Raw genomic sequence first — 12,245 nt, forward strand, 5'->3', positions numbered from 1 at the left:
GCTCCCACAGGTCATGCAAATTATTCCCCGCGGTTCTTCTTCACGATCCCGTCAGCAATGCTGGCCGGTGCCTCGGCATAGCGGATGAACTCCATCGTGTAGCTGGCGCGGCCCTGGGTCATCGAGCGCATGGAAGTGGCATAGCCGAACATTTCGCCCAGCGGCACTTCGGCGCGTATCACCTTGCCGGCTGGCGTCTCGTCGCCATCCTGGATCATCCCGCGGCGCCGGCTCAGGTCGCCCATGATGTCGCCCTGGTATTCCTCGGGGGTCACCACCTCAACCTTCATCACCGGCTCTAGCAGCACTGCCCCGCCTTTTTGCGAGAGCTGCTTGGTGGCCATGGACGCGGCTATCTTGTAGGCCATTTCGTTGGAGTCGACGTCGTGGTAGGAGCCGTCGAACACGGCAGCCTTCAAGTTGATCAGTGGGTAGCCGGCGAGCACGCCATTCTTCATCTGTTCTTCGATACCTTTCTGGATGGCCGGGATGTACTCGCGGGGTACCACGCCACCGACGATCTCGTTGATGAATTCCAGGCCTTCCTTGCCTTCGTCGCCCGGGGCGAAGCGGATCCAGCAGTGGCCGTATTGGCCGCGCCCGCCGGATTGGCGAACGAAGCGGCCTTCGATCTCGCAGGTGTTGCGGATCTTCTCGCGATAGGCCACCTGCGGCTTGCCGATATTGGCCTCGACGTTGAACTCGCGGCGCATGCGGTCGACGATGATGTCCAGGTGCAACTCGCCCATGCCGGAGATGATGGTCTGGCCGGTTTCCTCATCGGTGCGCACGCGGAACGACGGGTCCTCCTGGGCCAGCTTGCCCAGGGCTATGCCCATTTTTTCTTGGTCGGCCTTGGTCTTAGGCTCCACGGCCACGGAGATCACCGGGTCGGGGAAGTCCATGCGTTCGAGAATGATGGGGTTGTTGATGTCGCACAGGGTATCGCCCGTGGTCACGTCCTTCATGCCGATCAAGGCAGCAATATCGCCGGCGCACACGTCCTTGATTTCGGCGCGTTGGTTGGCGTGCATCTGCACCATGCGGCCTATGCGTTCTTTTTTGCCCTTGACCGAATTCAGCACCGCATGGCCGGAACTGAGCACGCCGGAATACACCCGGGCAAAGGTGAGGGTGCCGACGAAGGGGTCGGTGGCGATCTTGAAGGCCAGGGCCGAGAAGGGCTCTTTGTCGTCGGCGTGGCGCTCCAGGTGCTTTTCTTCGTCGTCGGGGTCGGTGCCTTTGATCGCCGGGATTTCGGAGGGGGCGGGCAGGTAGTCGATGACGGCATCGAGCATCAGCGGCACGCCCTTGTTCTTGAACGACGAGCCAAGGATGGTCGGCACGATTTCGTTGGCAATGGTGCGCTGGCGCAGAGCGGCCTTGATCTCATCGATGCTGAGCTCCTCGCCATCGAGAAACTTCATGGTCAGTTCATCGTTGGCCTCTGCCGCGGCTTCGATCATGTGCGCGCGCCATTCGTCGGCGAGCGCCTGAAGCTCGGTAGGGATCGCTTCTTCGCGGTAGGTGGTGCCGTTGTCGGCATCGTTCCAGTAGATGGCCTTCATCTTCACCAGGTCGATCTGGCCGATGAAGTGCTCTTCGCTGCCGATGGCCAGCTGGATCGGCACCGGGTGATGCCCCAGGCGCTTGTCGATCTGCTTGACCACGCGCAGGAAGTCGGCACCCTGGCGGTCCATCTTGTTGATGTAGGCCAGGCGCGGCACGTGGTACTTGTTGGCCTGGCGCCACACGGTTTCCGATTGCGGTTCGACCCCGTCGGCGCCGCTGAACACCACCACCGCGCCGTCGAGCACACGCAGCGAGCGTTCTACCTCGATGGTGAAGTCGACGTGGCCAGGGGTATCGATGATGTTGAAGCGGTACTTGTCGGGGAACTGCTTGGTCGAGCCCTGCCAGAAGGCCGTGGTGGCTGCCGAGGTGATGGTGATGCCGCGCTCCTGTTCCTGGGCCATCCAGTCCATGGTCGCGGCGCCATCGTGCACCTCGCCCATCTTGTGATTGACCCCGGTGTAAAACAGGATGCGCTCGGTGGTGGTGGTCTTGCCGGCATCCACGTGGGCGACGATGCCGATATTGCGATACAGCTCGATGGGCGTTGTACGGGCCATGGCGGACTACCTGCGGATGGGCGGATTCTCCCACGTTAGCAGACCGGAAGAATCCTGCTTTACCGCCGGGCCGTCAGTCGGCCTGAGCCTGCAGCAGCCATTGGCCGTCCACTTCACGGGCCAGGCCGCTAGCAGGCAGCAGGGCCAGCAAGCGCTCGTGCAGGGCGCCGTCGGTGAAGGTCTTGAGCTTGGCCATGTCCAGCGCGCCGACCAGGTTGAGGTCTTCTTTGTGGTACGACAGCCAGGCTTTTTTCAGCACCAGCAGCACGTCACTGCCTGCGGTGTTGGCGAAGCGGCGGCTGAGCGGGCGGCCTTCGAGGGTGAAGTTGTGCGCGTGGCTGTAGCTGCTCTGGTCGCCACCGTCACGGCAGCGGTGGCACTGGCACGGGCCTTCGGCGAACGCGTTGCGCAGGTAGGTGTTGAAGTCCACGACGGGCTTGAGGGACAGGCGTTTGTCGACCTCGAACAGGTCGGCGATCAGGGGTTCTTCGGCGCTCACTCGGGATCCTCGTGTGGTGTGGCGTGCATCGGCGGGCACCCTAACAGATCGGGGCGGGGGAGGCCATTTTGATCTGTTGATGGCGGCCACCCAGGTGCCAGGCATGACGCTGTACCTGTGGGAGCGGGTTCACCCGCGAAGAAGCCAGTAGAGACAACAGACAAAGGCTGCCGTACTCTACGCGCCAAAACGCCTACACATCTAATTGAGGTAACCCCGCTTGAGCAGCAAGTTCCCGTACACCGCCACCGTGACCATCAGCGCTGAAGACCGCGGGGGCGACATCGAGGCCTCGGAAAACCCCAGCATGCGCGTGGGCCTTGAAGCGGTGACCGAAACCCTGAAGAAGGTGCATTTCGTCGGTACGCTCGCAGCTCCCGAAAAGCCGGCCACGCACATCTGCGTTACCCTGGAAAACGGCCTGACCTACTACGGCCCGATCGTCAACGGCCACGCCGAACTCGAAGGGGGCTGGATTGCCTTCGAGTCCGACATGCTCACCCCTGAAGAGCTGGGCCTGTAAGCCTTAGTTCAACTCTGCCAGGCACTGCTCGAGGATATCCAAGCCTTCTTCGAGCACCTCGGCTTCGATGGTCAGTGGTGCGAGCAGGCGGATGATATGCCGCGCCTTGCCGCTGGGCATCAGCAACAGGCCTTTGGCCCGCGCTGCTTCCATGACCTTGGCCAGCTGGGCCGGTGCCGGGCTGCCATCGGCGTTGACGAACTCGATGCCGCGCATCGCGCCGACACCGGTCAGCCGCCCGATGAACGGGTACTGGGCTTTCCAGCGCTCGACGCGGCTGACAATCGCCTGTTCCTGGCGTTCGCCCCAGGTGGCGACGTTCTCGTCGGTCATCTGCGCCAGGCTCGCCAGCGCCGCTGCGCAGGCAATCGGGTTGCCCGAATAGGTCCCGCCCAGGCCACCCTTGGGCAGCGATGCCATCAGTTCTTTACGGCCCACGACCGCACCCAGTGGCATGCCGCCCGCGATGCTTTTGGCCAGCAGCAGCAGGTCGGGCTCGATGCCCAGGCGCGGGAAGGCAAAGCGCTGGCCGGTACGGCCAAAGCCCGACTGGATCTCGTCGATGATGATCAAAATCCCGTGCTCGTCGCAGAAGCGGCGCAGTGCCTGGGCGAATGCTGGGTCGAGGGCGAGGAAGCCGCCTTCACCCTGGACCGGTTCGAGGATGAAAGCCGCCACGTCTTCAACCGCCAGCTCGACGCTGAACAGCCGGTCCATGGCCTTGAGTGCCTGTTCGCAGGTGACGCCGGTGTCGGCACTGGGGTAGGGCAGGTGGTAGACCGGGCCTGGCAGGTCGCCGACGCGTTGCTTGTACGGGGCGACCTTGCCATTGAGGTTCAGGGTTGCCAGGGTGCGGCCATGGAAGCCACCGTCGAAAGCAATCATCGCGCGCTTGCCGGTGGCGCCACGGGCCACTTTCAGGGCGTTTTCCGCCGCTTCCGCGCCACTGTTGGTAAGCATGCCGGCCAGCGGGTAGCTGACCGGGACAAACTCGCTGAGGCGCTCCATCAGGGCAAGGTACGGGCCGTGGGGGGCGGCGTTGAAGGCATAGTGGGTGAGGCGGGTGGCCTGGGCCTGAATTGCCTCGACCACGGCTGGGTTGCAATGGCCCAGGTTGAGTACGCCGATACCGCCGACGAAGTCGATATAACGTTTGCCGTCGGTGTCCCAGACTTCCGCATTCTTGCCGTGGGAAAGTGTAATTGGGTGAACGATGGCAATGGACTGGCTGATACTTTCCTGATTCATGGTGCACGCGGACCTTGTTCGAGTTTCCCACTATCGAAGCGTGCCGGGGCTGTATTGCGCAAACGAATTATTTGATTGCGATCATTCCTTGGATTCGTGATCTTGTAAGATTTTGTGTTACCTGCACTGGCCTCAATCCCCTTCAGCCACCCGCTCGCGAATCCACTGCACGAAGGCCCTGACCTTCGGCACCTCCGCCGCATGCTCGGCATGGGCGATGAAGTGCCTGCCATTGCTCGGCACCGGGTGGTCCCAGGCCACCACCAGCTTGCCTTCGTTCAACTCCTCCGCCACCAGGTACCGCGGAATCAGGGCAATGCCACAGCCGGCGATAGCGGCCCGGATGCACAGGTAGAACGTGTCGAAACGCGGCCCGTGGTAGCTGTTCTGGCTGTGCAGCCCCAGCCCCAAAAACCATTCATGCCAGGCTTCCGGGCGCGATACACACTGCAGCAGGCGGTGCTCAGTCAGCGCCTCGGCGCTGGTGAAGCGGTGGTTGGCGAGCAGCTCTGGGGCGCACACCGGCACCACTTCTTCGCTGAACAGCTCGATACACGTCGCCCCAGGCCAGGTGCCCTGGCCGAAGAAGAAGGCGATGTCGGCCTTGGACTGCACCAGGTCGAAGGGTTCCAGCTCGTTACGGATATCCAGGTGAATACGCGGATAGCGATCACCAAACCCCTTCAGCCTGGGCACCAGCCAGCGCGCGCCGAAGGTCGGCTGGGTGGCGATGCGAAGCACTTCGGTCTCATCGCCATAGCTGAGGATGTAGCGGCTGGAGATGTCGATCTGGGTGAGGATCTTGTTCACCTCGGTCAGGTACAGCGCACCGGCCGGGGTCAGGTGCAGGCGCCGGCGAATGCGCTGGAACAGCGAGTGCGACAGCATGTCCTCCAGTTGCGCGACCTGTTTGCTGACCGCGCTCTGGGTCAGGTGCAGCTCTTGCGCCGCGCGGGTGAAGCTCAGGTGGCGGGCAGCCGCTTCGAAGCACTGGAGGGCGGTGGTCGAGGGCATCAGGCGTTTGGACATGACAGGCGCGTACCGAGCAAAAAAGGAAGAAGTTCATTCCGAATTGGAATCATGTGCTTCGAAAAGGTCGTTTGTTGACCCAGGCCTATAGATTAATACTGACCTGGATCAACGATTACAACCGGTCGTGCGAAGAGGAGGGAAGTAGCCACCGCCGGCATCTACAAAACAACAAAAAACGCACACCCGAAATTAATAAGAATTCTGCTCCATTTTTTAGCCGTCCCACGACGGCGACCCATTCGAGGGTTCTCCATGGCTTCGCTAGAAAACAAGAAACAGCGGTCCTTGCAGCACGGCCTGACGTCCCGTCAGGTTTCCATGATCTCCATCGCCGGCATCATCGGCGCCGGCCTGTTCATCGGTTCCTCCAACGCCATTGCCACCGCCGGCCCGGCCATCCTCATCTCCTACGCCATGACCGGCCTGCTGGTGCTGCTGGTGATGCGTATGCTGGGCGAAATGGCCATCGCCAACCCCAACAGCGGCTCGTTCTCCACTTACGCCTCCGAGGCCATCGGCCCTTGGGCAGGCTTCACCATCGGTTGGTTGTACTGGTGGTTCTGGGTGCTGATCATCCCGGTCGAGGCGATTGCTGGCGCAGACATCCTGCATGCCTACTTCCCCGGCGTGCCATCGTGGTTGTTCGCCTTCCTGATCATGGTCGTGCTGTCGGGTACCAACCTGATCAGCGTGAAGAACTTCGGTGCCTTCGAGTACTGGTTCGCGCTGGTCAAGGTGGTTGCCATCGTTGCCTTCATCATCGTCTGCAGCCTGGCCGTGTTCGGCTTCTGGCCGTTGGCCGAGGTCTCGGGCGTGAGCCGGCTGTGGGACAACGGCGGCTTCATGCCCAATGGCTTTGGCACTGTGCTGGGTGGCGTGCTGATCACCATCTTCTCGTTCTTCGGCGCCGAGATCGTCACCATTGCCGCTGACGAAACAGCCAACCCGAAAGACAAGATCCGCCGTGCCACCAACCTGGTGGTGTACCGCATCGCCATCTTCTACCTGGCCTCGATCTTCCTGGTGGTGTCGCTGGTGGCCTGGAACGACCCGGCCCTGAAAGCCGTGGGCTCGTTCCAGCGGGTGCTGGAAGTGCTCAATGTGCCGGGCGCCAAGCTGCTGGTCGACCTGGTGGTGCTGGTGGCGGTCACCAGCTGCATGAACTCCGGCCTGTACACGGCCTCGCGGATGCTCTACTCCCTGGGTGCCCGTGGCCAGGCGCTGAGCATGACCAAGCGCATTTCGGGTGCTGGCGTGCCAACGGTAGCGGTCATCTTCTCGACCCTGGCAGGCTTTGCCGGTTGCTTCGTCAACTATGTGTTCCCTGGCAAGGTGTTCGGTTTCCTGCTGTCCACCACCGGCGCCATTGCCTTGCTGGTGTACCTGGTGATCGCCGTGTCTCAGCTGCGCATGCGAGCCCGTGCAGACCGTGAGGGCACGCCGCTGGAGCTGAAGATGTGGCTGTTCCCTTATCTGACCTGGCTGGTGATCGGCACCATCGTCATGGTCCTGGGCTACATGCTGTTCAGCGATGCCTACCGCTACGAGACGCTGATGACTGCCGGGGTGACGCTGTTCATCCTGCTGGTGTCGCTGACCCAGCGGCGCGGCAAGGTGGTCGCACAGACTGCTTGATCCAGAGGGGGCGCTTGGCGCCCCTTTCTCATTGGCGCTGGCCCAGCGCGGCGCTACCATCGACGCTTGCCTCACTTCCCATTCCAACAAGCACAGGAAGCGTATGAACGAGCACACCCTTTCCCTCCAGCAGTTGGCTGCACCGGAAGGCACCTGCTACGGCTGCGGCTGCTCCCACCCTAGCGGCCTGCACCTGCAAAGCCATTGGGACGCCGACGGCATCCACCTGCTGTGCCGCCACGCGCCGGACAGCACCTTCATCGGCTGGCCCGGCCTGGTTTATGGCGGCTTGCTGGCCATGCTGGTCGATTGCCACTCCAACTGGACCGCCATGGCCTACCACTACCGCAACGAAGGCCGCGAACCGGGCAGCCTGCCGCGTATCGACTGCGTCACGGGCACACTCAACCTCAGCTACCTGAAACCGACCCCCATGGGTGTCGAGTTGCTGCTCAAGGCCCGCGTTGAAGGCGACGTCGGGCGCAAGAGCCGGGTTATCTGCGAGGTCTGGGCAGACGATGTACTCACGGTGACGGCGGACTCGGTGTTCGTTCGGGTCGACACCGAAAAGCTCAAGCGTAAGGCCCACGGCCAGGTTTAAGCGAAGGTTGGCGATGTTTGATGTTTATTGTGCAGCGGAGGTGCCAAACTCGATTTCTCCAGACACCCTGAGGCGTGCTGTTGGAGATGAAAGCTGCAATTCGACAGTTGCATTTAGGTAGGTGGGTGGCTGTTCCGGGTTTGGCGAATTGTCCAGTGCTGTAACAATTAGCCTGCCCGTCCCTTTCTCATCACTGAGGGGGGTCAAGGCATCAGAGTAGCCGGCGGTGTGCAAAGTTCCTGGGGCGATTATGAATTCGCCTTTTGCGAGGTACTTGTCTTGCAGTTCTACATAGAAATAATGAACGAGTTGGTTTTCTGGGGCCATGATGAAGCCCCCCAACAAATACCTGGTCAGCCATAAGGTGGAATAATTTTCGAAGCAGAGAGTGCGGCCGGTATCAAGGTTTACTACTTCAAGTTTGATGCGCCCGTCGCGGGTCTCTTTTGCCAATGATTTTGCAGCGATTTCTTTTATATCGATCATGGTTTATGCCTGTTGTAATGGAGATTGGATCTGCCAGGCGAATATAGGAGCGATGGCCAGGGATGAACTACTCGTAGATATGCGAGGTAGTCACCTTGGAAAGTGCACATGTAAAGTGGCTAGGCGAAAGGCCGGTGATGGCCAGCCGCGCGGGATGTCACTAAAGTAACAGCTCCATTCCCCAGGCAAGGTTGACCATGACCGATCTGAGTGCATTCCCCATCACCCGCAAATGGCCCGCCCAGCACCCCGAGCGCTTGCAGCTGTATTCGTTGCCGACGCCGAATGGGGTCAAGGTGTCGATCATGCTCGAAGAGATCGGCCTGGCTTACGAGCCGCACAAAATCAGCTTTGACAACGATGACCAGTTGAGCCCTGAGTTCATTTCCCTCAGCGCCAACAACAAGATCCCCGCCATCCTCGACCCGAACGGCCCTGGCGGCCAGCCGCTTCCGTTGTTCGAGTCGGGCGCGATCCTGCAGTACCTCGCGGAAAAAAGCGGGCAGTTGCTCAGCCAGGACCCCGCCACCCGTTACCAGACCCTGCAGTGGTTGATGTTCCAGATGGGCGGCATCGGGCCGATGTTCGGCCAGGTCGGGTTCTTCCATTTCTTTGCGGGCAAGGAATACGAAGACAAACGCCCGCGGGATCGCTACGTCAACGAATCGAAGCGCTTGCTGGGTGTGCTGGACCGCCACCTGCAAGGCCGTGAGTGGATGGTCGACGCATACAGCATCGCTGACATCGCCATTTTCCCTTGGGTGCGCAACCTCGTGGAGCGCTACAACGCCCGTGAGCTGGTCGGGTTCGATGCGTTCAAGGAAGTGCAGCGGGTGCTGGCGACGTTTTTGGAGCGGCCGGCGGTTCAGCGTGGCCTGAAAATCCCGGGATGATCGGGCATCCCTGAACCTGTGGGGGCGGGCTTGCCCGCGAATGCTGTGGTAGGTCCACCATCACATTCGCGGGCAAGCCCCACAGGTTCTTTATTGCAGCCTAGAAAATCTGGTTAAGAAGCCAGTACAGGCTACCTGCCAGCAGCATTGCCGCGGGCAGGGTCAGCACCCAGGCCATCAGTAAGTTGATCAACGTACGCTTCTGAATCCCCGAGCCGTTGGCGACCATGGCCCCAGCCACACCCGAGCTCAGCACGTGGGTAGTCGAGACCGGCAGCCCGAACATGTCGGCCGCCCCGATGGTGCACATCGCAACCACCTCCGCCGATGCGCCTTGGGCATAGCTCAGGTGGGTCTTGCCGATCTTCTCGCCCACAGTCACCACAATGCGTCGCCAGCCGACCATGGTCCCAAGCCCCAGCGCGATGGCCACGGCCACCTTGACCCACAGGGGAATGTAGCGCGTGGCATCGTCCAGCTGTGTCTTGAACAGTTGCACATGGCTGCGGGTGTCGGCATCGAAGTTTGTCAGCTGGTGCTTGTCGAGCAGGCGGATGGCTTCGCTGGTCAGGTACATGTCATTGCGCACGTTGGCCATGGCTTCGGCCGGCACGCGCTTGAGCGAACCGTAACCCTTCACCTCTTCGCCGATCATGCCGGTGAGGGCGGCCAGGGCTGGTACCAGTTGCGGGTTGGGCTTGGGTTCGGCGATGAACGCGGTCAAGGTTTGGCGCGGGTCTGCGGGCGCCGCTTGCGGGTCATGGCGCACCAGGGCCTGACGCGTCACTTCGGCCACGGCCGAGAACTGCAGGGCCTGTTCGCTGGGCATGGTCTTGTTCAGTGCATACGCCATCGGCAGCGTGCCGACAAGAATCAGCATGATCAGCCCCATGCCTTTTTGCCCATCGTTGGAGCCGTGGGCAAACGATACCCCGGTGCAGGTCAGGATCAGTACGCCGCGGATCCACCACGGTGGCGGCGTCTGGCCTTCCGGCGCCTGGTACAGCTCTTTGCGCTTGACCAGCGCGCGCAGCGCCAGCAGCAACAGGGCCGCGCAGGCAAAGCCGATCAGTGGCGAAAACAGCAGGGCATACCCCACCTTGCTGGCTTGGGTCCAATCCACGCCGCTGGTGCCGTCGCGCCCATGCATCAGCGCATTGGCCACGCCTACGCCGATGATCGAGCCGATTAGTGTGTGCGAGGAGGACGCCGGCAAGCCCAGCCACCAGGTGCCCAGGTTCCAGATGATCGCGGCCAGCAGCAGGGCGAAGACCATGGCGAAACCGGCCGAAGAACCTACCTGCAAAATCAGCTCTACCGGCAACAAGGCAATGATGCCAAAGGCCACCGCGCCGCTGGAAAGCAGCACCCCCAGGAAGTTGCATAACCCCGACCAGACCACGGCGACCGGTGCCGGCAAAGAATGCGTATAGATAACCGTGGCGACGGCGTTGGCGGTGTCATGGAAGCCGTTGACGAACTCGAAGCCCAGGGCAATCAGCAGCGCCAGGCCCAACAACAGGAAGGGGGTAACGGTGGTGATCACCGTGCCGCTGGCGCTGACGTCCTGTTTCAGGCTCCAGGCGGTGTAGGCGATGCCTGCCAGTAGCAGGCCGAAGAACAAAACCAGGGTGGCACGCCCGGGCTTGTGGGACAGCTGCGGGCGGGAATCGCGTTGGGCCAGTGGCGGCTGGCTGGCCAGGGACGGGGTTGCCATGGGGGCTCCGGTTGGCGTCGGGCGAAGGTGCCGAAGGCTGTGAGCTTAGGAGCAATTCGTGACCGGTCCGTGACCTCGGTCAATGAATTCACTAGGCTCAAGACAGACGGTAAATGCGGGAGAAAGCCATGATCCGCTGCAAACGTGTCTACGAAGTAGCCGCCGACGAAGATGGCCAGCGCGTGCTGGTCGACCGCCTGTGGCCGCGCAACAAACGCAAGGAAGACCTGCAGGGCCAATGGTTGCGCGAGGTGGCACCTTCGGACGAATTGCGGAGGGCGTTTCACCAGGGTGAAGTGGATTTTGCCGGTTTCACCCAGCGCTACCAGCAACAGCTGGCCGCCCACCCCGAGCACTGGTACCCACTGCTGGACCTGGCGGCCAAAGGGCCGCTGACCTTGCTGTATGCCGCCAAAAACACCGAGCACAACAATGCCCAGGTACTCGCCGAGTGGCTGGAGGATGAGCTGGAACGCCGTGGCCCAGGCAGCTCGCCGGTGTGCTACGCCACCTGAGCAGTGCACAATAATGGCCATGAACCTCGTACCTGCCACCGACGCCTACCGCAGCTTTGCCCGCGACCTTACGCGCCGGGCCATGCTGCCGTACTACCGTGAGTTCGACCTGTTGTGGCTCGAAGACGCCTTCGATCAGGCCTGGGGCTGGCGCGAGCAATGGCTGGTGATGGAAGGTGACACGGTGCTGGGCTACTGCAGCCTCAGCCAAGACCGCCAGGCACTGTTCATTCGCGAGTTGCACCTGCTGCCCCAGCACCGCGGGCGCGGTATCGGCAGTTGGGTTTTGGAGGCGCTCGCCGGTTGGGCCAAGCAGCGGCGCGTGCCACTGCTGCGTTTGATGGTGTTCCGCAGCAACCCGGCCAGGCAGTTGTATCGGCGCAGGGGCTTTGTCGAAATGGGCGAGGATGAGTGCTTCGTGCGCATGCAGCGCGCAATCGACTGATAGCTCAGTGATGGCTTGTCGTGGCCGGTGACCATGGGCATAGTGGACCCAGGAATTTACAGCTGCTTACAGGAAGATGAGCGGCGTTGGATGGTGTCTAGGGACTAAGGAGATGCACCCTATGAATGGATTCGGTCCGCGACTGCGGGAAGAACGTGAGCGGTTGGGGATGACCCAGCGGGTGTTTGGTGACATTGGCGGAGTCGAGCCCAATGCCCAGGGTAAATACGAAAGTGGCGAACGCACGCCGCGTGCCGATTACCTGGCCGCAGTGGCCGCCCATGGCGTGGATGCCCTCTACGTGCTCAGCGGTGTGCGCACCCCCGCGCCGCTGGAAAACATGACCCAGGATGAGGCCGAATTGCTGGGGGCCTTTCGGCAATTGCCGCTCGCCGATCAAGCAGCGCTCTGGCACTTGCTGGGGCGTTTGTCAGGTGAGGTTAAAAGCCGCGAAACAGTGAGGCCTTTCACACTTGGCCGTCAGGCCTATCTGACAGAAGTTTTGCGTTAGGCCCGCCA

General features: G+C 61.7%; 13 protein-coding genes. 7 read left to right on the forward strand and 6 right to left on the reverse strand.

What is annotated here, in order from left to right:
- Positions 1-20: 20 nt before the first annotated feature.
- Together fusA and OO306_RS05785 are read right to left on the reverse strand one after the other, a co-directional pair.
- On the reverse strand, positions 21-2,132 hold the full coding sequence (fusA, locus tag OO306_RS05780; RefSeq protein ID WP_099428753.1) for an elongation factor G: 2,112 nt from the start codon (positions 2,130-2,132) through the stop codon (positions 21-23).
- Positions 2,133-2,205: 73 nt separating this feature from the next.
- Complete coding sequence (locus OO306_RS05785) at positions 2,206-2,631, reverse strand: hypothetical protein (protein WP_265967998.1); 426 nt, start codon at positions 2,629-2,631, stop codon at positions 2,206-2,208.
- A gap of 220 nt (positions 2,632-2,851) precedes the next feature.
- Between OO306_RS05785 and OO306_RS05790 the strand changes: the two genes are divergently transcribed.
- Complete coding sequence (locus tag OO306_RS05790; RefSeq protein WP_027592804.1) at positions 2,852-3,154, forward strand: hypothetical protein; 303 nt, start codon at positions 2,852-2,854, stop codon at positions 3,152-3,154.
- Positions 3,155-3,157: 3 nt separating this feature from the next.
- On the opposite strand, the gene OO306_RS05795 is transcribed toward OO306_RS05790, so the two are convergent.
- Both OO306_RS05795 and gcvA read right to left on the reverse strand, forming a co-directional pair.
- A complete protein-coding gene (locus tag OO306_RS05795; RefSeq protein ID WP_027592803.1) occupies positions 3,158-4,402 on the reverse strand; it encodes an aspartate aminotransferase family protein in 1,245 nt (414 codons plus the stop codon).
- 132 nt (positions 4,403-4,534) lie between these two features.
- On the reverse strand, positions 4,535-5,431 hold the full coding sequence (gcvA, locus tag OO306_RS05800; RefSeq protein ID WP_027592802.1) for a transcriptional regulator GcvA: 897 nt from the start codon (positions 5,429-5,431) through the stop codon (positions 4,535-4,537).
- A gap of 255 nt (positions 5,432-5,686) precedes the next feature.
- On the opposite strand from gcvA, the gene OO306_RS05805 reads away from it, so the two are divergent.
- Both OO306_RS05805 and OO306_RS05810 read left to right on the forward strand, forming a co-directional pair.
- Entirely contained in the window at positions 5,687-7,069 is a 1,383-nt protein-coding gene (locus OO306_RS05805) for an amino acid permease (RefSeq protein WP_027592801.1), read from the forward strand.
- A 103-nt stretch (positions 7,070-7,172) separates the two neighbouring features.
- Entirely contained in the window at positions 7,173-7,670 is a 498-nt protein-coding gene (locus tag OO306_RS05810) for a PaaI family thioesterase (protein ID WP_265968002.1), read from the forward strand.
- 24 nt (positions 7,671-7,694) lie between these two features.
- Here the strand turns inward: OO306_RS05810 and OO306_RS05815 are convergent, their stop codons facing one another.
- Positions 7,695-8,156: a hypothetical protein gene (locus tag OO306_RS05815; protein WP_265968004.1), complete on the reverse strand. Its 462-nt coding sequence runs from the start codon at positions 8,154-8,156 to the stop codon at positions 7,695-7,697.
- A 197-nt stretch (positions 8,157-8,353) separates the two neighbouring features.
- Between OO306_RS05815 and OO306_RS05820 the strand changes: the two genes are divergently transcribed.
- Positions 8,354-9,049 carry a glutathione S-transferase N-terminal domain-containing protein gene (locus OO306_RS05820; RefSeq protein ID WP_265968006.1) on the forward strand — a complete coding sequence of 232 codons (696 nt, stop codon included), beginning with the start codon at positions 8,354-8,356 and terminating at the stop codon, positions 9,047-9,049.
- Between the two features lie 100 nt (positions 9,050-9,149).
- On the opposite strand, the gene OO306_RS05825 is transcribed toward OO306_RS05820, so the two are convergent.
- Positions 9,150-10,766: an inorganic phosphate transporter gene (locus OO306_RS05825; RefSeq protein ID WP_265968008.1), complete on the reverse strand. Its 1,617-nt coding sequence runs from the start codon at positions 10,764-10,766 to the stop codon at positions 9,150-9,152.
- A 128-nt stretch (positions 10,767-10,894) separates the two neighbouring features.
- On the opposite strand from OO306_RS05825, the gene OO306_RS05830 reads away from it, so the two are divergent.
- The 3 genes from OO306_RS05830 (at position 10,895) to OO306_RS05840 (ending at position 12,237) form a co-directional block, all read left to right on the forward strand.
- The gene (locus OO306_RS05830) at positions 10,895-11,281 is read left to right on the forward strand and encodes a DUF488 domain-containing protein (RefSeq protein ID WP_265968010.1); all 387 of its coding nucleotides are present in this window, start codon (positions 10,895-10,897) and stop codon (positions 11,279-11,281) included.
- Positions 11,282-11,294: 13 nt separating this feature from the next.
- The gene (locus OO306_RS05835; RefSeq protein WP_265968012.1) at positions 11,295-11,726 is read left to right on the forward strand and encodes a GNAT family N-acetyltransferase; all 432 of its coding nucleotides are present in this window, start codon (positions 11,295-11,297) and stop codon (positions 11,724-11,726) included.
- Positions 11,727-11,847: 121 nt separating this feature from the next.
- Positions 11,848-12,237, forward strand: a complete 390-nt coding sequence (locus OO306_RS05840) for a helix-turn-helix domain-containing protein (RefSeq protein WP_027592795.1) — start codon at positions 11,848-11,850, stop codon at positions 12,235-12,237.
- Positions 12,238-12,245 lie beyond the last annotated feature (8 nt).

Source organism: Pseudomonas sp. DCB_AW (assembly GCF_026240895.1).
GTDB classification, from domain to species: domain Bacteria; phylum Pseudomonadota; class Gammaproteobacteria; order Pseudomonadales; family Pseudomonadaceae; genus Aquipseudomonas; species Aquipseudomonas kermanshahensis.